This window comes from Streptomyces sp. NPDC087420, assembly GCF_044744165.1.
In the GTDB taxonomy this organism is placed as follows: Bacteria; Actinomycetota; Actinomycetes; order Streptomycetales; family Streptomycetaceae; genus Streptomyces.
In genome coordinates, this window is record NZ_JBIUXU010000013.1 from 1 (window position 1) to 22254 (window position 22254).

Consider the following 22254-nt stretch of genomic DNA (forward strand, 5'->3'; position numbering starts at 1 on the left):
GGGCCCTCCGGGCGCTTCCCTTCGGTACTTCATTTTGTGTTGCTGTTGTTCTGTTCTTGCGTTTCCGACTCTATCAGATGCTTTCGTATCCGATTCCCCCGGCCGGCGGGGCCGCCTTCCAGGTTTCCGCTTTCGCGTTTCCCTTTCCAGCGATTCTGACTCTACCAGAACCTTTCGGGCCTGATTCCCAGTCAGAGGGGGGCTTGTCATCCCGGCCCTTCGGCCGTTCCGACGAGTGAGACTTTAGCGGAATCACTGGTCCCGACGCTAATCGGGGCCGCGTCCCTTCGAACGCGGATTCCTCATTTCGCAAAGGCGCACGCAAAACAAGGCGACCTGTTGTCGCTCGTTTGTCGTGTGTCCTGCGGAATGACTGCCCGGGGACCGGACCTAGCCGGTGCTCACGTCGGACAGCTCGCAGCACATTACGGAGGTGTGTAGCGCGTGTCAAATCGAGGTCCTGCGGCTAGTCTTGGGGCCATGACAACGCATGCGTGCATCCTTCAGTGGTGGACCGCCTGACGGCGGCCGCCCCCCACGCATGTACTCAACGGCCGCCGCTTTCGGCGGCCGTTCGCGTTTCTCCCCCCGGGAGCCGGCCGCACGGGCGGTGGCTCCGATCAGGAGGGTGATTCGGGATGACACGGATCTTCAGCGGGATCAAGCCCACGGGGCATCTGACGCTGGGCAACTACCTCGGGGCCGTACGACGGTGGGTCGAGGTCGACCAGCACCAGTCGGACGCGCTGTTCAGCGTGGTGGATCTCCATGCGCTGACGGTCGAACACGATCCGGCCCGCGTGCGCAGACTCACCCGGCAGGCCGCCACGCTGTTGCTGGCGGCCGGGCTGGACCCTGACCTGTGCACCGTATTCGTACAGAGTCATGTGGACGAGCACACCCGGCTGTCGTACCTGCTGGAGTGCACGGCGACCGACGGCGAGCTGCGGCGCATGATCCAGTACAAGGAGAAGAGCGCCGAGGCGCGGACGTCCGGGGAGAGCGTGCGGTTCTCCCTCCTGTCGTATCCGGTGCTGATGGCGGCGGACATCCTGGCCTACCGGACCGACGAGGTACCGGTGGGTGAGGACCAGACGCAGCACGTGGAGCTGACGCGGGATCTGGCCGTGCGGTTCAACCAGCGGTACGGGCACACGTTCGCGATTCCGAAGGCCACGCGTCCGCCGGTGGCGGCGCGGGTCATGAATCTCCAGGACCCGACGTCGAAGATGGGCAAGTCCCATGAGTCCGGCGCCGGGATCGTCTATCTGCTGGACGAGCCCGACGTGGTGCGGAAGAAGATCATGCGGGCCGTGACCGACAGCGGATCCGTGGTCGGGTACGACCGGGAGACCAGCCCGGGGGTGGCGAATCTGCTGGAGATTCTCGCGGCGTGCGAGAACGGGAACCCGATCGACCTGGCCGGTGTATATGAGTCGTACGGCGCACTGAAGAAGGACACCGCGGACGCTGTGGTCGAGGTTCTCCGGCCGTTGCGCGAGCGGCATGCGGTCCTGGCGGCGGATCCCGGCCAGGTGGACGCGGTGTTGAGGGAGGGCGCGGAGCGGGCGAGGGGGATGGCACGTCCGGTGGTCGACGCGGCCTATCGGGCGGTCGGGCTGCTGCCGGCGGGCTGAGGGGGGCGCGTGGCCCGGAAGGCGGCGCGGTAGGTGCTGGGGCTGGTGGCGAGGTTCCGTGCGAAGTGCTGGCGCATGGTGATCTCGCTGCCGAAGCCCGTGCGGCGGGCGATCTCGGTCACGGGGAGGTCGGTCCGTTCGAGCAGTTTCTGGGCCGCGGCGAGGCGTTGGGTGATCAGCCACTGGAGGGGGGTGGTGCCGGTCGTCGCGTGGAAGTGGCGGGCGAAGGAGCGGGGTGACATGCCGGCCCAGGCGGCGAGGTCGGCGACGGTGAGCGGGTCGGGGAGGTGGCGCAGGGCGCGTTCCCGTACGGAGGCGAGGGCGTCGGCGTCGCGGTCCGCCCGGGGTGTGGGTCGTTCGATGAACTGGGCCTGGGTGCCGGTGCGGAAGGGGGCCGTGACCATGGAGCGGGCGACGGTGGCCGCGGCTTCCGCGCCGTGGGCGGTGCGGACGAGGTGGAGGCAGAGGTCGATCCCGGCGGCGGTGCCCGCCGAGGTCCAGAGGGTGCCGGCCCCGGTGGTGTCCTCCACGAAGAGGGCGTCGGCCTCGACCGTGACGGCGGGGTGCCTGGTACGCAGGTCGTCGGCCAGCGCCCAGTGGGTGACGGCGCGGCGGCCGTCGAGGAGGCCGGCCTGGGCGAGGACAAACGCCCCGGCGCAGAGGGCGGCGACCGGGGTGCCCGCGGTGTGGGCGGTGCGGAGGGCTTCGAGGACCGGTTCGGGGGCGGGGAGGTCCGGGCTCTCCAGGCCGGGTACGACGACGAGGTCGGCGTCGGCGAGCCAGGTGAGGGGGCGGTCGGGGGTGAGGCTCAGGCCGCCGGGCATGGCGATGGGGTCCGGGGCCGCGGCCGTGCGGTGGAGGGCGAAGGGCGGGACGGCGCCGGGGGTGCGGTCGGTGCCCCACACCTCGGTGATGACGGAGACGTCGAACGCGCGGATGCCGGGGAAGGCGACCAGCGCCACGCGGTAGGGGGAGGCCATGGGGCCAGTCTGGCAGAGGGCTGGCAGGAAGCCATCGGTGAGCGGCATTGCCGTCACTGTCGACGGGAGGGGGGACGGCTCAGGATCGGGGGCATGGAGATTCGGGAGAACGCAGCGCTGGTGGTCGTGGACGTGCAGAAGGGTTTTGAGGAGGAGGTCTGGGGGCGGCGGAACAATCCGGACGCGGAGGGGAACATCGCCGCGCTGATCGACGTGTGGCAGGCGAGCGGGCGGGCGGTGGTGTTCGTACGGCACGACTCGACGCAGGTGGAGGAGTCGGCGTCGCCGTTGCGGCCGGGGTACGCGGGGAACGGCTTCAAGGACTTCGTGGAGCGGCGGCGGGGGAAGGGGAGCGGGGCTGAGCTGTTGGTGACGAAGAACGTGAACTCGGCGTTCTACGGCGAGCCGGACCTGGACGCGTGGCTCAAGGGCGCGGGTGTGGGGCAGATCGTGGTGGTGGGGATCCAGACGAACATGTGCAACGAGACGACCGCGCGGATGGGCGGGAATCTCGGGTACGAGGTGTTCTTTCCGCTCGACGCGATGCACACGTTCGATCTGGAGGGCCCGTTCGGCTGGACGCACACGGCGGACGAGCTGTCGCGGGCCACGGCGGTGTCGTTGCACGGGGGCGGGTTCGCGAAGGTCGTGACGACGGAGGAGCTGGTGGCGGCGGCCGGTTGAGAGGCTCGTCCGCTGTCAGCCGTTGCCGGTGGCGAGTTCGCGGCTGCGGTCGCGGGCCGCTTCGAGGGCGGCGATGAGGGCGGCGCGTACGCCGTGGTTCTCCAGTTCGCGGATGGCGCTGATGGTGGTGCCGGCCGGGGAGGTCACGGCTTCGCGGAGCTTCACGGGGTGTTCGCCGCTGTCGCGGAGCATCACGGCGGCGCCGATGGCGGCCTGGACGATGAGGTCGTGGGCCTGGGCGCGCGGCAGGCCGAGGAGGATGCCGGCGTCGGTCATGGCCTCGACGAGGAAGTAGAAGTAGGCGGGCCCCGAGCCGGAGAGGGCGGTGGCCGCGTCCTGCTGGGACTCGGGGACGCGGAGCGTCTTGCCGACTCCGCCGAAGATCTCTTCGGTGTGGGTGAGGTGTGCGGCGAGGGCGTGGCTGCCGGCGGAGATGACGGACATGCCTTCGTCCACGAGGACGGGGGTGTTGGGCATGACGCGCACGACGGGGGTGCCGGTGGCGAGGCGTTCCTCGATGAACGCGGTGGTGATGCCGGCGGCGGCGCTGATGACGAGGCGGTCGGGGGTGAGGTGGGGGCCCAGCTCGTCGAGGAGCTTGCCCATGTCCTGGGGTTTGACGGCGAGGATGAGGGTGTCGGCGCGTTTGGCGGCGTCGGCGTTGGTGACGGCTTCGACGCCGTGGCGGTCGTGGAGTTCCGTGGCCCGTTCGGGGCGGCGGGTGGTGACCAGGAGGTTCGCGGGGCGCCAGCCGGCCCGGATCATGCCGCTGAGCAGCGCCTCGCCGATCTTTCCGGTGCCGAGGACTGCGACTGTCTTGCTCATTACGGGGGTCACCTCGCCGGTGGGTGGGTGGGGCGGTCGTACGTGACCATCCTCGCACCGGGGGCGGTGGGAAGCGGGCGGTGTCCGAGGGGCGGGCGCCGGGTCGGGGGGCCTGGGGTCGGGCCGTACGGCGGTCAGGCGGTGCGGCGGCGGAGGGTCGCCGCGCCGAGGGCGAGGACGAGGAGGGCGCAGCCCGCGACGACCAGGGCGTCGCGGACGAAGTCGCCGGTGATGTCGGTGTGGCGGAGGACCTGGTTCATGCCGTCGACGGCGTACGACATGGGCAGGACGTCGGAGATCTTCTCCAGGACGGGCTGCATGGCGGAGCGCGGGGTGAACAGTCCGCACAGCAGCAGCTGGGGGAAGATCACCGCGGGCATGAACTGGACGGCCTGGAACTCGGAGGCGGCGAAGGCGGAGACGAAGAGGCCGAGCGCGGTGCCGAGCAGGGCGTCGAGGAGCGCGACGAGCAGTAGGAGCCAGGGGGAGCCGACGACGTCGAGGCCGAGGGCCCAGACGGCGAGGCCGGTGGCGAGGGTGGACTGGATGAGGGCGAGCAGGCCGAAGGCGAGGGCGTAGCCGGCGATCAGGTCGCCCTTGCCGAGGGGCATGGCGAGCAGGCGTTCCAGGGTGCCCGAGGTGCGTTCGCGCAGGGTGGCGATCGAGGTCACCAGGAACATGGTGATGAGCGGGAAGATGCCGAGCAGCGAGGCGCCGATGGAGTCGAAGGTGCGCGGGCTGCCGTCGAAGACGTACCGGAGCAGGAAGAGCATCACGCACGGGACGAGGATCATCAGGGCGATCGAGCGCGGGTCGTGGCGGAGTTGGCGCAGTACGCGGGCGGCGGTGGCGAGGGTCCTGGCGGTGGAGAGGGTGCCGCTGAGGCGGGAGCCCGTGGTGGGGGCGCTCGCGGCGCCGCCGTCGCCGGTGGTGCCGGTGAGGGGGGTCGTGGTGCTCATCGGGCGTTCTCCTCGAGTGCGTTGGCCTCGTCGACCAGGTGGAGGAAGGCTTGTTCAACGTTCTCGGAGTCCGTACGGCGGCGCAGGGCGTCGGGGGTGTCGTCGGCGAGGATCTCGCCGTCGCGCATGAGGAGCAGGCGGTGGCAGCGTTCGGCTTCGTCCATGACGTGGGAGGAGACGAGGATCGTGACGGCGCGCTGGGTGGCGATCCGGTGGAAGAGCTGCCAGAGGTCGCGGCGCAGGACGGGGTCGAGGCCGACGGTCGGTTCGTCGAGAACGAGCAGTTCGGGTGAGCCGAGCAGGGCGACGGCGAGGGAGACGCGGTTGAGCTGGCCTCCGGAGAGCCGTCCCGCGAGCGAGTCGGCGTGGGAGACGAGGGCGACGTCGGCGATGGCGCGGGCGACGGATTCCTCGCGGGCGTCGCGGCGGGCGCGGCCTGGGTCGAGGACGGCGGCGAAGTAGGCGAGGTTCTGGCGGACCGTGAGGTCCCCGTAGACGGAGGGGGATTGGGTCACGTAGCCGACGCGGGCGCGGAGGGTGGCGTGGCCCGCGGGGTGGCCGAGGACGTCGAGTGTGCCGGTGACCTGGGCCTGGGTGCCGACGACGGAGCGCATCAGGGTGGATTTGCCGCAGCCGGAAGGGCCGAGGAGGCCGGTGATCCGGCCGGGCGGGACGGCGAAGTCGAGACCGCGCAGGACGGTCCTGTCGCCTCGCCGGACGGTGAGGCCGCGGGCCAGGACGGCGGCTCCCGAAGAATTCATCATGTGATGAATAATGCGAGCACCGGCTGCCGCCGTCAAGGGGGTTGAGCGGAACCCCGGATCGGGAAGTCCGATCCGGGGTCCGTCGTTACTTCGTGCACCGCGGCCGTCTGCCGCACCCGCTCACAACTGGTCGGCCGAGCAGGCGGCACCGCCCGGGCCGCCGGCGCCGCCGGTGGCACCGCCGTTGCCGACGCCCGCGTTGCCCCCGTTGCCCGCGCTTCCTCCGTTGCCGGTGCCCGCCCCGGCTCCGCCGGCGCCTCCGACGCCCCCGGCACCTCCCGCGCCGGAGGGGGCGGAGGCGTCCCCGCCGTTGCCGCCGTCGGTGCCGGAGACCCCATCCCCGTTCGGAGCGGTGCCCGCGGCGCCTGCCACACCCGCGATGCCCGCGGGCCCCGCGTCGGCGTGTGCGGGGGTGCCGAGGGCGAGGAGGGCGGCGGTGAGGAGGATGGGTGCGCCCAGAAGGGCGGTGAGCCGTTGCCTGTTCACGGTGGAGTCTCCTTTGCCCGCATGTGCCGGGAGAACCGACAGCGATGCGGCGCACGTTGTGATGCAACGGGGCCCGGCCTCGGCCGGCCCCCTTCGGTGGGTGCCGACGTGGCTCGCACTCAGAAGAGCACCCAACGACCGATACCGCCTGTTCAGCCAACGGCCCTAATCCAACGGAGTTGTCCGCCCCCGCCCGCACCGCCATACGGCCCTGAGGCGCGGCCGTGGCGAGAAGGGCGGGCCTGCCCGGCAGGGTGGTGAACCGGCTTCCCCCATGGTCAAACCGCCTTCGCCCCAGGCGTTTTTGTCGGCGCGGACGTGATCTCCAGGAGGACATAGGGGGTTTTCGGTGATCTTCTTCCCAGTGTGAGCCGGCCCGGTCCCGGGTCGGCCCGGGCCTTTGGAGTCCCGTATGACGATCCACCGCATCGCTCTCGCGTCCCTGGCCACCGTGGTTCTCGCGGTGGGCGGCACCGCGCTCACCGCGGCTCCCGCCGGCGCCGCCCCGGCCTCCTCGCACCGGGCGGCCGTCCCCGACCCCGTCACCTGCGCCGCCGCCACGACCACCACCGAAGCCGCCGTGACCAATGCCCGTACCGCCGCGGTCGCCGCCGCGGCGGACGCGGCCGGCGCCGCGGCAGCCCTCAAGACCCTCACCGCGGCCCTGGCCGCCGTCCCGCCGGACGCGGCCGCCGTCGCCGCCGCCGCCACGACCGCCACCGCCACCGCGGCCGCGGCCGTCACCTCCGCCGACGCGGCGGTCGCCGCCAACGCCTCCGCCGTCACCGCCGCCGCGGCGGCGGTCACCGCCTGCAAGGCCTAGGGCGTGTCCGCGAACGACAACCCGAACGGCACGTAGTTCCTTTGCGGTTGGCGTGAAAAGTCGGTGCTGCGCCGTGACCCCGCGCGGCCACCGGGTGCGGCCCCGTGAAGATCCGCCGGAAAACGACCTAGCCGATGCCGGGGACGTAGCGGAGCGCGGCGGGGTGGCGGGAGGCCAGGCGGAGCATGCGGACGGTGGAGAGCACCACCTGTTCCTTGACGTAGGCGGCCGGGCGGCCGGTGAGGACCCGGGCGCGGGGGGAGTCGTCGGCCCGGACCGGCTGGATCACCCCGTCCCGGCGGCCGAGGCTCACGCACTGGAGCACATAGCCGAAGCGCAGCGGCGGCGGCTCTTCGCCGCGCAGGTCGGCGGCGATCGCGACGGCGGCGTGCGCGCCCGTCGGCAGCGCGGTGGCGCACGCCATGCGCAGGGGGCCGGCGGCGGAGGTGTGCGCGGCGGCCGAGTCGCCCACGGCGTAGACCTCGGGGTGGGACACCGAACGCAGCGCCGTGTCGACCGTGATCCGGCCGGCCCGGTCGACCGCGATCCCCGCGCCGGTGGCGAGGCCGGTGGCGGGGACCATCGAGGCGGCCCAGAGCACCACGTCCGCGTCGACCGCGTCCGGGCCCGCGACGCGGTGGCCCTCCTCGATCCGTACGCCCCGGTCGGCCAGCACCGTACGGACATGCGCCCGGCCGCGCTCCGACAGGCCGGCGCCGACGGCCCCTTCGGTGTGCAGGCCGAACCGCCATCCAGGGTGGGTCTCGGCGAGTTCGGTGGCCAGCTCGACGCCGGTGAGGCCACCGCCGACGACGGCGAGGGAGCCGGGGCCTTCGAGGAGGCGCTTGTGGAGTTCGGCGGCGGACTCGGTGGTGTAGGCGCGCTCACCGTCGGCCTGTGTCCCCTCGACGGGGGTGGTGCGGCTGCCGAGGGCGTGGACCAGACGGTCGTAGGGCAGGACCCGTCCGTCGTCGGTGTGGACCTCGCGGGCGGCGAGGTCCAGCCGGGTCGCCCGTGCGGCGACGTGCGTGATGCCCGTGCCGCGCAGGAAGCCGTCGAGCGCGTGGGTGACGTCGGGGCGCCCGGAGGCCCGTTCGTGGAGGCGGACGCGTTCGGTGAAGTGTCCGGCCGGGTCGACCAGTGTGACCCGGGTGTGCGGGGCGAGACGGAGGGCGGCCATCAGGCCGCCGTATCCCGCGCCGAGGACAACGACGTGGTGGGCGGAGGAGGGACGGTCGGACGAGGGGCCGGTGGTGTTCTGTGTCCGTGGGAGCGTCATGCAAGGGGGACGACACAGCCCCTCCGGGTGTGACACTCCCCCCGTCCTGAGGCCGGTCCGGACGGGACGGTGAAGGTCAGCGGGCGGGAAGGGTGAGGTGTCGCAGCTTCTCCGGGTTGAGTATCGCGTCGATCCCCGTGATCCGGCCGCCGTGCACGGTGAAGGCGAAGACCACGGACGGGGCGCCGGTGGGGTCGGTGAGGATCAGGCCAGGGGCGCCGTTCACGTCCCGCGCGAGCACGGACATCGTCTCCGGGTCGTAGCCACGGGTGAGGCGTACGGCAAAACGGGCGGCCTTCTCGTGCCCGAGGACCGGGAGGCGGGCCGCCGTGACGAGGCCGCCGCCGTCGGAGCGCCACACCACGTCCGGGTCGAGGATCCGGAGCAGCCCGTCGAAGTCCCCGCCCATCACCGCGGCGAGGAAGGCGTCCACGGCCCTGCGGTGCTCGTCCCGGTCGACCGAGCGGCGCGGGGCCTCGGCGCGGACCCGGCGGCGGGCGCGGGAGGCCAGCTGCCGTACGGAATCGGGCGTACGGCCGACGACCTCCGCGATCTCCGGGAACGGCACCGCGAACACGTCGTGCAGGATGAGCGCCGTCCGCTCCGCCGGAGTCAGCCGCTCCAGCACGGTGAGCAGGGCCACCCCGACGGACTCGTCGAGCGTCGCCCGCTCCTCGGGCCCCGACTCGGTGACCACGGGCTCGGGGAGCCAGGGGCCGACGTACACCTCGCGCCGGGCGCGCGCCGAGCCGAGCTGGTCGTAACAGATCCGGCTGACCACGGTCGTCAGATAAGCCCGGGGGTCGTGGACCTCGCCGTCCGGCAGCCCCTGCCAGCGCAGCCAGGTCTCCTGCACCGCGTCGTCCGCGTCCGCGACGGAGCCCGTGACGCGGTACGCGATCGCCCACAGTCGGGTGCGCTGCTCTTCGAATTCGGCCGGGTCTGCCATGGGGTGGGCTCCTCTCCCCGGGTGTCCTGCTGGATTTTCGCTTCTACCGGGAAGACGGCGCAGGGGGCCGAAACGTGAGGGTCAACTCGACCACGTACGACTCCTCCACCGTCCCGTCGGGGAAAAGCCTCAGCAGTTCGTCGCGCTCCCGGCCGAGGAATGCGGTCGTGGCCTCGTCGCCCAGCACGCGGAAGACGGAGTGGCTGCCCAGGTTGTCCAGGTGCGTGGCCAGGGGGACGCGGCGGGACCAGGGCACCTGGCGCCGTACGGTCTTCGGCCCCGTCGGCACGTGCCGGTCGCGCGCTCCCGTGCCGTGGGCTCCGTGGGCCGGACCGCCCGCCTCCTCCCGCAGCCGGGCGTCCTGCTCGGCGATCCAGGGCACGGCGCGGTCCGAGACGTTCCACCACAGGGCGAGCGCGCCGCCCGGGCGCAGGACCCGCATCGCCTCGGGGAGGGACCGGGCCGGGTCGGTCCAGTGCCAGGCCTGGGCGTACGTGATGAGGTCGGCGGTCGCGTCGGCGAGGGGCAGGGCGTCCCCGAAACCGCGCACGAGCGGCACGCCGGGCACGGAGAGGCGCAGCCGGGCCGCCATGCCGGGACCGGGTTCGACGGCGACGACGTGCGCGCCGCGCTCCCGCAGCAGCCGGGTGGCGATGCCGGTGCCCGCGCCGACGTCCACGACACGCGAGCCCCGCAGGGGGCGGCCCGTCACGGCCTCGATCGTGTCGAAGAGGGCGGGCGGGTAGCCGGGGCGGGCGGTGTCGTACTGCTCGGCGACGGCATCGAAGGAAAGAGCGCGCTCGTTCATACGACCCATCCTGTCCTGAGCCTTCTTCCGATGCGCCTTGTTCCCGGTGCGCCTAGTTCCGGTGCGCCTTGTTCTGATGCGCCTTGTTCTAGCGGCGTTTGGGCTTGCGGCCCTTACCCGCGCGGCGGGCGGCCGGGTTGCCGGTACGGGCCGTCCTGCGGCGTTCGTACTCGGTGACCGCCGTCTCGTACTCGCGGCGGCGCAGGCTCTCGCCCGGGGCCTCGGTGAGCGAGCGTACGAAGTACGCGAGCAGCGAGCCGACAAAGCCGATCATCTTGAGACTGCGCAGGGACGCGTCACGGTCCGGGTCCACCGGGCGGCGGGAGAAGCCCGCCCACGTCTGGCGGAACGCGAGCGCGCTGCACACCGCGAACATCACCACCAGCAGGACGTCCACGAAGCCGCCCACGCCCGCGATCGCCAGCCCCTCGTACGCGAAGTTGAGCACGAAGCACGCGGCCACCGCGGCGGCCAGCGAGCCGACGGCCGCCCCGACCCGGCGGAGACCGTAGACGCCGTCGTGGCCGAGCCAGGTCGTGCCGAAGAAGGGCAGCGTCTCGGGCTCGGGACCGCCTGCGGGACCGCCTGCGGGACCGCCGCCGTTACCACCGCCCGTGGTCTCGGTGGCCGCCGTGGCCGTGGCCGCCGTCGTCGTGTCGGTGGTGCGCTCGGGTCGTTCGGTGTGCTCGCTCACGGGATCGAGTATCCCTGGCCGGATCCCGCCGTGCGCACGGTGACGGTCGTGTCACCGTGCGCACGGGGCGGCGTCAGGAGCAGTGCGGCGCCACGTATCCGTCGGAGCCCGTGTGGACGTACGAGTCCGAGACGAACTGACCGTTGGCGATGCAGTCCCAGAGGTTCGTCGTCCCGTACGGCCCCGAGATCCATTCCCCCGGCTTCTGGCAGTTGATCGGCACACTCGCGCCGTACGCCAGCACCCGCACGATCTGGTAGCTCGTCCCCGGCCCGCTGCGGACGTTCACCCGGTAGCCCGGCGCGACCGGGTACCGCGTGGCCGTCGTCGCGGCCGTCGCTTCCACGGCCACCGGAGTGTTCTCCGCCTCTTCGATCGACATGTGTCCTCCCCCATTGAAGGTGCGCACCCTGCGCCGCGCAGGCTAGCAACCCCTGGCTGGATCGCACGCATCATCGACTAGGCTCCGTGCGTCGCGCTTGCGCACGAACACACGGGGGTGGGCGATGCCACCACTGCGCAACACCGGGCAGGCCCCGGAAGCAGAGCGTCCGGAATACGCCGGTCGCTACCTGCTCGAATCCGACCTGGGTTCGGGTGGAATGGGTGCGGTCCATCTGGCCACATCCGCTTCGGGGTTGCGCCTGGCCGTCAAGATCATTCACTCCAACCACGCCTCGGATCCCGAGTTCAGAGCCCGTTTCCGTCAGGAGATCACAGCCGCCCGCCGGGTCAGCGGCGCGTTCACCGCGCCCGTCGTGGACGCCGACCCGGAGGCCGAACGGCCGTGGATGGCCACGCTGTTCATCGACGGCCCGACCCTCTCCGAGCGGGTCAAGCGGAGCGGGCCGCTGAGCACGGACGAGCTGATTCAGCTCGGTGCGGGCCTGGCGGAGGGATTGCGGGACATCCACCGGGCCGGTGTGGTGCACCGCGACCTCAAGCCCAGCAACGTCCTGCTCGCGGCGGACGGTCCCAAGGTCATCGACTTCGGCATCTCGCGTCCCACGGACAGCGATCTGCACACGGAGACGGGCCGGTTGATCGGCACCCCGCCGTTCATGGCGCCGGAGCAGTTCCAGCGACCGCGTGAAGTCGGCCCGGCGGCCGACGTGTTCGCGATGGGCGCGGTGCTCGTCCACGCGGCGACCGGCAAGGGGCCGTTCGACTCGGACAGCCCGTACATCGTCGCGTACCAGGTCGTGCACGACGAGCCGGACCTGTCGGGCGTGCCCGAGAGCGTCCAGCCCCTGATCGCCCGCTGTCTGGCGAAGGAGCCGGCCGACCGGCCGACGCCCGACGAGTTGATGACCGCGCTGCGTATGAATCCGAAGGGGTCGGCGACCGCGCTCGTGCCGCCGAGCCGGAAGCCCTGGACCGACGGCGGCGACCCGACCCCCACCACCCATCCCAAGGCCGGCCGGTCCGGCGGCGGCCGTCCGTGGACCGTGCTGTCGCTCAACCGCCGCGGTCCGCGCACCCGTTGGGCCGCGATCGCCGCCGTCCTGGCCGTGGTGGCGGGAGCGGGTCTGGTGGGGATGCACGCGGCCGGTGACGGGCCCGGCCCGGCGCCCGCGAAGGCGCGCCCCGGCCACGTGGGTCCCACGGAGCGGAAGTTCAGCCCCTGGGACCTTCGACTGCGGGGCGGCACGGGCGAGAACCGCATACCCGCCTGCGCGGCGGACGCTACGGGCGTCTACTGCGCGGCCCCCGGCATCAAGGCGGCCCGGCTCGACCCGCTGAACGGCCACCTCGACTGGTCGAAGAAGAACACCGGCACGGCGACGGACGGCGCGGGCGGCGCGGCGCCCGTCCTGTCGGGCGGCCTCCTGCACGTCATCACCAAAAACGGTGACGGTGGCCGCCTGGAGGCGCTCGACCCCGCCTCGGGCGCGAAGCGCTGGGACGTCGACCTGTCCTCGTACCCCGTCGTGCGCCACGCCGGTGACTCGGTCCTGCTCGTGGCCGACGACGGCACGGTCCGCTCCCTCGACAGCGGAACGGGCAAGGAACGCTGGACGGAGCCGAGGGGCGGACCGGGCTCACTCTGGGTGGCGACGGACGGCGGGGGCTCCGGATCGGACAGCGATCTGTTCGCCGTGACGACGTCGTCCGACGGCGCCTCCACCCAGGTCAGTTCGGTCGATCCCGCGACCGGCGCCCTGCGCTGGGAGAAACGGATCACCGGCACGCTGACCCCGGTGTCCGCGTCGGACGGCGCGCTGTTCCTGCTCGCCGGCAACCTCGACAGCATGACGGTCGGAGTCGTACGGCTGGACACGGCGACCCGTGACGTACGGCGCGTCCCGCTCTCCTCACCGCTCGACCAGGCCCAGGCCACCGTCGCCGGGGACACCGTCTACCTCATCGGCTACTCGGGGTCGCTGGTGGCCGTCGCGACCGAAGGAGGCGGGGGGAACGGGGGGAACGGGGCAGCCGAGCGCTGGCGGCTGGAGACCTCCGTCGCGTGGACGTCGGCCCCGGTGGTCCTGGACGGGCGCCTCTACCTCAGCGCGGGAGACGGACGGCTGCTCGCGGTGGACGCGCGGCGCGGGGTGCTGGAGGGCGAGACCAAGCCCCGGATGGACGACGGGCGGCACACGTTCACCGCCACGCTGGCCGCGCCGGTCGCCGTACCGGGCCGGGTGTACGCCAGCGCCCCCGACGGTTCCGTCTTCGCCGTCGACAGCCGCGACCCCTCGCGCTGGTGACACGCGGTACGTGACAACGGCTGTGGGCCCCGCCCCCCAGAAACATTTCGGGGGACGGGGCCCACAGCCGTCAAAAGAGCAGTCAACCCGGTAAGAGCAGTCAGCCCAGTCGCGAGACGTCCCGCACCGCGCCCTTGTCCGCGCTCGTCGCCATCGCCGCGTACGCCCGCAGCGCCGCCGAGACCTTGCGCTCGCGGCCGACCGGCGCGTACACCCCGCCCAGAGCCGCCCGCCGCGTCTCCAGCTCCCCCTCCGGGACGAGCAGGTCGATCGAGCGGTTCGGGATGTCGATCCGGATCCGGTCTCCGTCGTGGACCAGCGCGATCGTGCCGCCCGAGGCCGCCTCCGGCGACGCGTGCCCGATCGACAGACCCGACGTACCACCGGAGAAGCGGCCGTCGGTGACCAGGGCGCAGGCCTTGCCGAGGCCGCGGCCCTTCAAGTACGACGTGGGGTAGAGCATCTCCTGCATACCGGGGCCGCCGCGCGGACCCTCGTACCGGATGACGATCACATCGCCCTCCGCGATCTCCTTACGGAGGATCTTCTCCACGGCCTCGTCCTGCGACTCGCAGACGACGGCGGGACCCTCGAAGGTCCAGATCGACTCGTCCACGCCGGCCGTCTTCACCACACAGCCGTCGACGGCGAGGTTGCCCTTGAGGACCGCGAGTCCGCCGTCCTTGCTGTACGCGTGTGCCACGTCGCGGATGCAGCCGCCCGCCGCGTCCGTGTCGAGGGTGTCCCAGCGCTCGGACTGCGAGAAGGCCTCGGCGGAGCGGACGCAGCCGGGCGCCGCGTGCCACAGCTCGACGGCCTCCTCGGACGGCGAGCCGCCGCGCACGTCCCACGTCTCCAGCCACGGCTTGATGCCGGGCGAGTGGACGGTGTGCACGTCCTCGTGGAGCAGCCCGCCGCGGTACAGCTCACCGAGGATGGCGGGGATGCCGCCGGCGCGGTGGATGTCCTCCATGTAATACGTGCCGCCGGGGGCGACGTTCGGCGCGACCTTGGACAGGCACGGGACGCGGCGCGAGACGGCGTCGATGTCGGCGAGGTCGTAGTCCAGCTCGGCCTCCTGCGCGGCGGCGAGCAGGTGCAGGATCGTGTTGGTCGAGCCGCCCATGGCGATGTCGAGGGCCATGGCGTTGTCGAAGGCCGCGCGGGTGGCGATGGCGCGGGGCAGGACGGACGCGTCGTCCTGCTCGTAGTAGCGCTTGGTGATCTCGACGACCGTACGGCCCGCGTTCTCGTACAGCGCCTTGCGGGCGGTGTGCGTGGCGAGCACCGAGCCGTTGCCGGGCAGCGACAGGCCCATGGCCTCCGTCAGGCAGTTCATCGAGTTGGCGGTGAACATGCCGGAACAGGAGCCGCAGGTCGGGCAGGCGTTCTCCTCGATACGGAGGATGTCCTCGTCCGAGACCGACTCGTTGACGGCGTCCGAGATCGCGTTGATCAGGTCGAGCTTGCGGACCGTACCGTCGACCAGGGTCGCCCGGCCGGCCTCCATCGGACCGCCGGAGACGAAGACCGTCGGGATGTTGAGGCGCAGCGCGGCGTTCAGCATGCCCGGGGTGATCTTGTCGCAGTTGGAGATGCAGATCAGCGCGTCCGCGCAGTGCGCCTCGACCATGTACTCGACGGAGTCGGCGATCAGGTCGCGGGACGGCAGGCTGTAGAGCATGCCGCCGTGGCCCATCGCGATGCCGTCGTCCACGGCGATCGTGTTGAACTCGCGCGGCACGGCGCCCGCGGCCTTGATCGCCTCGGAGACGATCCGGCCGACCGGGGCGAGGTGGGTGTGCCCGGGGACGAACTCGGTGAAGGAGTTGGCCACGGCGATGATCGGCTTGCCGATGTCCGCGCTCGCCACCCCGGACGCCCGCATCAGGGCACGTGCGCCTGCCATGTTCCGGCCGTGGGTGACAGTGCGGGACCTCAGCTCGGGCATCGTCGCTCGCTCCTTCGGTGAATCCTCGGATCCGGGGTCGAAAATGACTGTCTACGAGCGTACGCCCCGGCTCCAGGATCTGGACAGGTTGTCCGCAATACGGAACGACTGCCCACATTTCCGGTCACGCCCCGGCTCAGGCGCGCGCACGCGCCGCTCACGCCCCGGCTCAGGCGCCCGCGCCCGTCAAGTACCGCTGGAGCGTCGGCGCCACCATCGCCACAATCTCCTCAGGAGGCACCGACGCGAGCGGCTCCGCCTGGATCACATAGCGCAGGAACACGATGCCGACCATCTGCGAGGCGGCCAGCTCCGCGCGGAACGTCGGGTCCGGTACGTCCAGCTCCTCCGCGATCCGCTCGAGAAGCCGTTGCAGCACGAACGTACGTACGATCTTCGCCGCCGCCTCGTGCGTCAGCGCGGAGCGGACGATCGCGAGGAGCGGCGCCCGGCTCACCGGGTTCTCCCACACGCCGAGGAAGAAGCGGGCCAGCCGCTCGCCGAGCCCTTCCGTGCCACCGGCCAGCAACTGCGGCAGCAACAGGGCCGGCTCGAAGGAGACCTCGACGGCGGCGCCGAAGACCTCGTCCTTCGTACCGAAGTAGTGGTGTACGAGGGCGGGGTCGACGCCCGCGGCCTTCGCGATGCCTCGTACGGAGGTCTTGTCGTAGCCGTTTTCGGCGAATTCCGTACGGGCGGCCTCCAGGATCTTCTCCCGGGTGCCGGGGCCGGTCGCGGACCCGTCGCGCGCGGGGCGTCCGCGGCGGCGCGGAGCCGTGTCGGTCATGAAGGACGCGCCCCCGCCGAGGAAGAGGAGGAGGAAGAGGACGGGGCCCCCGGGGGTGTCACGGGTCCGGCCGACGACGACGCCAGATGCAGCCGCGTGAAGGCCAGCGCCTCCGCCAGATCGGACTCGCGCTCGGCCGCGGACATCGCGCGCCGGGTGTTGACCTCGATCACCACATGTCCGTCGAACGCGCTGCCCGCCAGGCGCTCCAGCAGCTCGGCGCAGGGCTGCGAGCCGCGCCCCGGCACCAGGTGCTCGTCCTTCGCCGAGCCGTTGCCGTCCGCGAGGTGGACGTGCCCCAGCCGGTCGCCCATCCGCCCGGCCATCTCCAGGGCGTCGTTGCGGGCGGTCGCGGTGTGCGAGAGGTCGATGGTGAAGTGCCGGTAGTCGTCCTTGGTGACGTCCCAGTCGGGGGCGTACGCGAGCATCTCGCGGTCCCGGTACCGCCACGGATACATGTTCTCGACCGCGAACCGTACGTCCGTCTCGTCCGCCATCCGCCAGATGCCCTCGACGAAGTCGCGCGAGTACTGACGCTGCCAGCGGAACGGCGGGTGGACGACCACCGTCGACGCGCCGAGCTTCTCGGCCGCCGCCCTGGCCCGCCGGAGCTTCACCCACGGGTCGGTCGACCAGACCCGCTGGGTGATGAGCAGGCAGGGGGCGTGCACCGCGAGTATCGGGATCCCGTGATGGTCGGAGAGGCGGCGCAGCGCCTCGATGTCCTGGCTGACGGGATCGGTCCAGACCATGACCTCGACACCGTCGTAGCCCAGGCGCGCGGCGATCTCGAAAGCCGTTGCCGTGGACTCGGGATAGACCGAGGCCGTCGACAGGGCGACCTTCGCATCCGGGATGCGCACCACTGGTTCTGCCACGGAGACAGCCTACGGGCCGTTACCGGGTGGTCGGGAGATGATCCAGCCGGTTCAGGATGACGCCCTCGCGCAACGCCCAGGGGCAGATCTCCAGCACCTCGACCCCCAGGAGATCCATCGCGCCCTCCGCGACGAGCGCTCCGGCCAGCAGTTGCGCGGATCTGCCGTCGGAGACACCGGGCAGGGCGGCGCGCCGGAGCGTGGTCATGCCGGCGAGCTTCGGAACCCACTCCTCCAGTGACGAACGACTCAGTTCGCGCTGTACGTAGAGCCCCTCTGCGGAGCGCGCCGCGCCGGCGATCCTGGCGAGCTGGCGGAAGGTCTTGGAGGTCGCCACGACGTGGTCGGGCTTGCCGAACCGCGCGAACTCTCCGACCGTACGGGCGATCTCGGCGCGTACGTGGCGGCGCAGCGCCCGTACGTCCTGGGGGTCGGGGGGATCGCCGGGCAGCCACCCCGCGGTGAGGCGGCCCGCGCCCAGCGGCAGCGAGACCGTGGCGTCCGGCTCCTCGTCCAGGCCGAACGCGATCTCCAGCGACCCGCCGCCGATGTCCAGGACCAGCAGCTTCCCGGCGGACCAGCCGAACCAGCGGCGGGCGGCGAGGAAGGTCAGCCGGGCCTCCTGGCGGCCGGTGAGCACCTCAAGATCCACCCCGGTCTCGGCCTTGACGCGCCCGAGGACCAGATCGGCGTTGCTGGCCTCCCGTACGGCGGAGGTCGCGAAGGCCAGGACGTCCTCGCAGCCCTTGTCCTCGGCGGCCTGGAGCGCTCCGGCGATCGTCGTCACGAGGCGGTCGAGGCCGACGGGCCCGATGGCGCCGTCGCCGTCGAGGAGTTCGGCGAGGCGCAGCTCGGCCTTGTGCGAATACGCGGGCAGGGGCCGGGCGCCGCGGTGGGCGTCGACCGCCAGCAGATGAACGGTGTTCGAACCGACGTCGAGGACTCCGAGTCTCATGGACCGAACGCTACTGCCGCCGCGGCATACGCTGGACCCGTGCCAAAGACGAAAAAGGCGAAGCCGGGCAAAGCCACGGTCAAGGTCCGGGACACCGTTTCCGCTGAGAACGCGCGGACGCACCCTGATACGAAGTACCAGCAACTGGAGGCGCACAAGGATCTGGCGGGCGCCCGGGGCGTTCCCGACGAGAAGGGCATCGATTTCGCCCGCGCGTGGGTGGAGTTCCCGGACCCGGCGGACGAGGACCAGGTCTTCCGCTGCGACCTGACGTGGCTCACCTCACGGTGGTCGTGCATCTTCGGCAGCGGCTGCCAGGGCATCCAGGTGGGCCGCGCCGACGACGGGTGCTGCACGCTGGGCGCGCACTTCTCCGACAAGGACGACGAGAAGCGGGTCGCGGGGCATGTGGCGCGGCTGACGCCGGAGCAGTGGCAGTTCCACGAGGAGGGCACGGCGGGCGGCGGCTGGACGCAGACCGACGAGGACGGCGAGCGCCAGACGCGCCGCTGGAACGGCTCGTGCATCTTCCAGAACCGGCCCGGTTTCGCGGGCGGCGCGGGCTGCTCGCTGCACATCCTGGCGCTGTCCGAGGGCCGGGAGCCGCTGGAGACCAAGCCGGACGTGTGCTGGCAGCTGCCGGTGAGGCGTACGTACGACTGGATCGAGCGGCCGGACGACACGAAGGTGCTCCAGGTGTCGATCGGGGAGTACGACCGGCGGGGGTGGGGGTCCGGCGGCCACGACCTGCACTGGTGGTGCACGTCGGCGACGTCTGCGCATGGGGCGGGGGAGCCGGTGTTCCGTACGTACGCGCCTGAGCTGACGGAGCTGATGGGGGCGGCGGGGTACGAGGCGCTGGTCGCGCTGTGCGAGGTTCGTCTGGCGAGCGCGTTGCCGCTGTTGGCTGCGCATCCGGCGGATCCGGGTTTGTAGCGTCTGCCCGGTGCGTTTGGCGCGGCTTACTGCTTGTCCTCAATCGCCGGACGGGCTTGGGTGTGCCGTGGTGACGGGGGGCGGGGCCTCCGGAGGCACGTATGTCCGGACTGCATGTTTTACGTCGCGTTCAACCGGTCCAATTGATTGACGATCGCCACGCGACACAAAACACGCTCTACGTCCGGACACACGCACCTCCTCCGACCCCACCCCCCTCACGCCGCCGGGGAGACGGAACGACCCCGCCCGCCCCGGACCGTCTGCCGCCCAGTGCGCGGGCGCGGCTTACCGATGTCCTCAAACGCCGGACGGGCTGGATTTGTTCTGACGCGGGCCTGGAAGGGGGACGGGCAGGGGTCGTGTCCGGAACGTAGAGCGTGTTTTGTGTCGCATGGCGACCGTTGATCAAAACAAGTCGCTGAACGCGACGTAAAACATGCAGTGCAGGACACGACCCCTGACCGGCCCCCGGCAACCGACCCGCACCAAGACCACCCGGCCGCAGCGGCACAACCAAGCCCGTCCGGCGATTGAGGACAACAGTGACCGCAACGCGGTCAGCTCGGCGCAGACGGGGACGGTGGCGCATCCGTGGGGGACGGACTCGGTGGCGTCGGAGTCGGGGTCGGGGACGGCGGGTCCGTGGGGGCGGAGGGATCTGGGCCGGGATCGGACGAGCCGGTGGGATCTGGATCCGACGGACCGGGACCGGGACCGGGGTCCGTCGGCCGGGTCGGCCGGGTCGGCCGACTCGGCCGGGTCGGGGGCGCCGACGACGCCGCACGGCCGTAACCGTCCAGCCTCACGATCGCGCCCGAGGGATGCAGCAGAATCCGAGCCGTCCAGACGCCCCGCGGCTCGTACCGCCGGTCGACCAGGACGCGCAGCGTCACCGCGCCGCCAGGCACAAGCGTTCCCGAACTTTCGCTGAGCCGGATCCAGCCCGCACTCGTACCCGCCGACCACGTCACCGGACCGCCCCCGTACGCCCGGAGCGTGAGCGTGGTCGTGCCGCCGGACGACCGTGCCTCGACCGACAGCCGGCCGGGAGCCGGCTCCCCGGGCCGGGCCGGGCGCGGAGGCGGACCGTCGCTGATCACCTCGACGGACACGTCAGGCGTACGACCCCCACCGGGACCGCCCGCACCGCCCGCAGCCCTCGCTGCGAACCCGTCCCCCGGCCGGACCTCCGCGTTGCCCGCGTTCTCGTAGCGCTCGTACGCGCGGGCCTCCTCACCCGGCGCCCCGTCCCTGTCCCGCGCGCTGACCGAGGGGCCGTCCTGCCCCTCCCCCGCCTGCGGCCCGCCCCGGTACGCCGCCCAGAGCGCGAGCACCGGCGCGGCGACGACCGTCGCCACGACGGTGGTGGTCACGGCGCGGGCGCGCAGCCGGTCGCGGCGCGCGGCCCGGTCCTTGGGGTCCATCGGGAAGCCGTTGCGGCCGAAGCGCGGGGAGGTCGCGCGGCCGCGCGGCGCGCGGACCATCGCGGTGTACGCGGCGGCCCTCGGCGCCTCGATCAGCGGGAGGACGGCCGGTGAGGTACGGGTACGGGCCGAGGGCGTCGTACGGGAACCGGGCCACGGCGCCGACGCCTCCGCGCGCTCGGCGACCCGGCGGCAGCGCGGGCAGTCGTCCACGTGCCGGACCAGTTCACGCCGGAGCGTGGCGGAGAGCAGGACCTGGTTGTCGCCGGTGAGCCGGGCCACCGAGGGACAGCTGCCGGTCTCGACGACCGCGAGGGCGGCGCGGGTGCGCTCCACCTCGCACGCGGCGGAGGCGAGCAGCTCACGCGCCGCCGTCGGCTCCATCGACAGGACGGCGGCCACCTCGTGCGGGCCGAGCTGGTGCCGTACGGCCAGCTCCAGGATCTCGCGCTGCTCGGGCGTCGTGCCGGCGGCCTCGGGCCAGGCCAGCTGGGCCAGTTCACGCCGCCGACGCTCCTCGGTCGCGGCGACGGAGACGGGGTCGGCCGCGGCCGGTACGGCCGGGTCACCCCAACGGCCCCAACCACCCGGCGCGTCCAATCCGCCCGACCGGTCAGCCCGTTCCGGCGTTTCCGACCCGCCCGACCGGTCCTCACGCCCCGGCATGCTCCGCATACCCGCCGCGCCGATGCCGCCAGGCCCGTCTGCGGAGCCTGCCCGGTCTGCCGCGTCGGTCCTGTCCGCACCATCCGCCGTGTCCGACCTGCCGGGCCCGTCCACCAGACTCGACCGGCCCGCCGTGTACGGACCGCCGAACGCGTCCGCCCAAGCCGACGTGTCGGGCCTGCTCGCCGAGCCCGTCCCGTCCGCCCCACCGGGCCTGCCCACACCAGACCGGCCCGCCCCGCCAGACGCGTCCGCCACGCCCGACCAGTCCGCCCAAGCCGACGTGTCGGGCCTGCCCGTCGAGCCGGCCCCGTCCGCCCCACCGGGCGCGTCCGCCCCACCGGGCGCGTCCGCCCCACCGGAGCGGTCCGGGCCACCCACCGCGTCCGGCCTCCGCAGTCCACCAGGGCCGTTCGCCACGCCGGACCGGTGCACACTGCCGGCCGCTTCCGGCCTGCCCGCACCGCCCGCCGCGTCCGTACCACCCATCGCGTCCCTACCGCCCACCCCGCCACGCCCGCCCGCCGCACCAGGCCGACCCGCCGCGTCCGCCGCGCCACCCGCGACGCGCGACCGGCGGTCGGAGCCAGGCCTCCGGTCCCGGGTGGCCGGGCAGTCGCCCGCCTGGTCGCCCACGGCGTCCGCCGCGCCCAGCGCGCGCTCCGGCTCGCGGGGCGCCGAATGCGCCCCGTGGCGCTTGCGGCGCTGGTCGGTGAGTTTGCGCAGGCACGCCCAGCGGGCCAGCGCGTACAGCCACGCCTTGCGCTCCCCCGCGTCGGACGGCGAGCGTCCGAACTGCCGCTCGGAGAGGGCCAGGACGTCGCCGAGCACCTCGGTCGCCGCGTCGTGGTCGCAGAGCACGGAGAGGCAGTAGGTGAACAGGCCGTCCAGATAGGGCTCGTACCGTACGGGCGGCCGCTGCTCCAGGGGGCGGGGGGCGCGACGGGGCGCGCGATGTGCGCCGGTGGTGTGCGGGGAGGTTTCCGGACTGCTGCTGGTCACCCGGTGACGTTAGACAGAGCGGCCCGCGCCCTTCTCACTCCTTGAGCCCATTT

20 protein-coding genes are annotated in these 22254 nt (G+C 72.4%); 5 read left to right on the forward strand and 15 right to left on the reverse strand.

Going from position 1 to position 22254, the window contains the following annotated elements; all coding sequences use genetic code 11:
- Positions 1 to 638 precede the first annotated feature (638 nt).
- Positions 639 to 1637, forward strand: coding sequence for a tryptophan--tRNA ligase (trpS, locus tag ACIO1C_RS26130; protein WP_401867482.1), 999 nt, complete (start codon positions 639 to 641; stop codon positions 1635 to 1637).
- Here the strand turns inward: trpS and ACIO1C_RS26135 are convergent.
- Complete coding sequence (locus ACIO1C_RS26135; protein ID WP_401867485.1) at positions 1604 to 2617, reverse strand: GlxA family transcriptional regulator; 1014 nt, start codon at positions 2615 to 2617, stop codon at positions 1604 to 1606. The genes trpS and ACIO1C_RS26135 overlap by 34 nt on opposite strands.
- A gap of 93 nt (positions 2618 to 2710) precedes the next feature.
- Here ACIO1C_RS26135 and ACIO1C_RS26140 point away from each other — a divergent pair, with 93 nt between their 5' ends.
- Positions 2711 to 3301 (forward strand): cysteine hydrolase family protein, encoded by a 591-nt coding sequence (locus ACIO1C_RS26140; protein ID WP_401867488.1) that lies wholly within the window; start codon positions 2711 to 2713, stop codon positions 3299 to 3301.
- Between the two features lie 15 nt (positions 3302 to 3316).
- Here ACIO1C_RS26140 and proC read toward each other — a convergent pair whose 3' ends face one another.
- The 4 genes from proC to ACIO1C_RS26160 all read right to left on the reverse strand — a co-directional run bounded on the left by proC (position 3317) and on the right by ACIO1C_RS26160 (position 6335).
- Positions 3317 to 4126: a pyrroline-5-carboxylate reductase gene (gene proC, locus ACIO1C_RS26145; RefSeq protein WP_401867491.1), complete on the reverse strand. Its 810-nt coding sequence runs from the start codon at positions 4124 to 4126 to the stop codon at positions 3317 to 3319.
- A gap of 134 nt (positions 4127 to 4260) precedes the next feature.
- Positions 4261 to 5085 (reverse strand): ABC transporter permease, encoded by an 825-nt coding sequence (locus ACIO1C_RS26150; RefSeq protein WP_401867494.1) that lies wholly within the window; start codon positions 5083 to 5085, stop codon positions 4261 to 4263.
- Positions 5082 to 5849, reverse strand: a complete 768-nt coding sequence (locus tag ACIO1C_RS26155) for an ABC transporter ATP-binding protein (protein ID WP_401867496.1) — start codon at positions 5847 to 5849, stop codon at positions 5082 to 5084. The genes ACIO1C_RS26150 and ACIO1C_RS26155 overlap by 4 nt, the downstream gene beginning before the upstream one ends.
- Before the next feature lie 120 nt (positions 5850 to 5969).
- The gene (locus ACIO1C_RS26160; RefSeq protein WP_401867498.1) at positions 5970 to 6335 is read right to left on the reverse strand and encodes a hypothetical protein; all 366 of its coding nucleotides are present in this window, start codon (positions 6333 to 6335) and stop codon (positions 5970 to 5972) included.
- Positions 6336 to 6747: 412 nt separating this feature from the next.
- Here ACIO1C_RS26160 and ACIO1C_RS26165 point away from each other — a divergent pair, with 412 nt between their 5' ends.
- A complete protein-coding gene (locus ACIO1C_RS26165) occupies positions 6748 to 7158 on the forward strand; it encodes a hypothetical protein (RefSeq protein WP_401867501.1) in 411 nt (136 codons plus the stop codon).
- 127 nt (positions 7159 to 7285) lie between these two features.
- Here ACIO1C_RS26165 and ACIO1C_RS26170 read toward each other — a convergent pair whose 3' ends face one another.
- The 5 genes from ACIO1C_RS26170 to ACIO1C_RS26190 form a co-directional block, all read right to left on the reverse strand.
- Positions 7286 to 8437, reverse strand: a complete 1152-nt coding sequence (locus tag ACIO1C_RS26170) for an NAD(P)/FAD-dependent oxidoreductase (protein ID WP_401867502.1) — start codon at positions 8435 to 8437, stop codon at positions 7286 to 7288.
- A gap of 76 nt (positions 8438 to 8513) precedes the next feature.
- The gene (sigJ, locus tag ACIO1C_RS26175; protein ID WP_401867505.1) at positions 8514 to 9386 is read right to left on the reverse strand and encodes an RNA polymerase sigma factor SigJ; all 873 of its coding nucleotides are present in this window, start codon (positions 9384 to 9386) and stop codon (positions 8514 to 8516) included.
- A gap of 43 nt (positions 9387 to 9429) precedes the next feature.
- Positions 9430 to 10203, reverse strand: coding sequence for a class I SAM-dependent methyltransferase (locus tag ACIO1C_RS26180; protein WP_401867506.1), 774 nt, complete (start codon positions 10201 to 10203; stop codon positions 9430 to 9432).
- Between the two features lie 79 nt (positions 10204 to 10282).
- Positions 10283 to 10888 carry a hypothetical protein gene (locus ACIO1C_RS26185; RefSeq protein WP_401867508.1) on the reverse strand — a complete coding sequence of 202 codons (606 nt, stop codon included), beginning with the start codon at positions 10886 to 10888 and terminating at the stop codon, positions 10283 to 10285.
- A gap of 73 nt (positions 10889 to 10961) precedes the next feature.
- Positions 10962 to 11270, reverse strand: coding sequence for an SH3 domain-containing protein (locus tag ACIO1C_RS26190; protein ID WP_401867510.1), 309 nt, complete (start codon positions 11268 to 11270; stop codon positions 10962 to 10964).
- A 124-nt stretch (positions 11271 to 11394) separates the two neighbouring features.
- Between ACIO1C_RS26190 and ACIO1C_RS26195 the strand changes: the two genes are divergently transcribed.
- Entirely contained in the window at positions 11395 to 13599 is a 2205-nt protein-coding gene (locus ACIO1C_RS26195; protein WP_401867513.1) for a PQQ-binding-like beta-propeller repeat protein, read from the forward strand.
- A 100-nt stretch (positions 13600 to 13699) separates the two neighbouring features.
- Here the strand turns inward: ACIO1C_RS26195 and ilvD are convergent, their stop codons facing one another.
- The 4 genes from ilvD to ACIO1C_RS26215 all read right to left on the reverse strand — a co-directional run bounded on the left by ilvD (position 13700) and on the right by ACIO1C_RS26215 (position 18170).
- Positions 13700 to 15550 carry a dihydroxy-acid dehydratase gene (gene ilvD / locus ACIO1C_RS26200; RefSeq protein WP_401867516.1) on the reverse strand — a complete coding sequence of 617 codons (1851 nt, stop codon included), beginning with the start codon at positions 15548 to 15550 and terminating at the stop codon, positions 13700 to 13702.
- 169 nt (positions 15551 to 15719) lie between these two features.
- Positions 15720 to 16337: a TetR family transcriptional regulator gene (locus ACIO1C_RS26205; RefSeq protein WP_401867519.1), complete on the reverse strand. Its 618-nt coding sequence runs from the start codon at positions 16335 to 16337 to the stop codon at positions 15720 to 15722.
- Positions 16334 to 17215, reverse strand: a complete 882-nt coding sequence (locus ACIO1C_RS26210; protein ID WP_401867522.1) for a sugar phosphate isomerase/epimerase family protein — start codon at positions 17213 to 17215, stop codon at positions 16334 to 16336. The genes ACIO1C_RS26205 and ACIO1C_RS26210 overlap by 4 nt, the downstream gene beginning before the upstream one ends.
- 19 nt (positions 17216 to 17234) lie before the next feature.
- Complete coding sequence (locus tag ACIO1C_RS26215; RefSeq protein ID WP_401867525.1) at positions 17235 to 18170, reverse strand: Ppx/GppA family phosphatase; 936 nt, start codon at positions 18168 to 18170, stop codon at positions 17235 to 17237.
- A gap of 144 nt (positions 18171 to 18314) precedes the next feature.
- Here ACIO1C_RS26215 and ACIO1C_RS26220 point away from each other — a divergent pair, with 144 nt between their 5' ends.
- Positions 18315 to 19106, forward strand: a complete 792-nt coding sequence (locus ACIO1C_RS26220) for a hypothetical protein (protein WP_401868103.1) — start codon at positions 18315 to 18317, stop codon at positions 19104 to 19106.
- Positions 19107 to 19666: 560 nt separating this feature from the next.
- Here ACIO1C_RS26220 and ACIO1C_RS26225 read toward each other — a convergent pair.
- On the reverse strand, positions 19667 to 22201 hold the full coding sequence (locus tag ACIO1C_RS26225) for a hypothetical protein (protein WP_401867527.1): 2535 nt from the start codon (positions 22199 to 22201) through the stop codon (positions 19667 to 19669).
- Between the last annotated feature and the right edge of the window lie 53 nt (positions 22202 to 22254).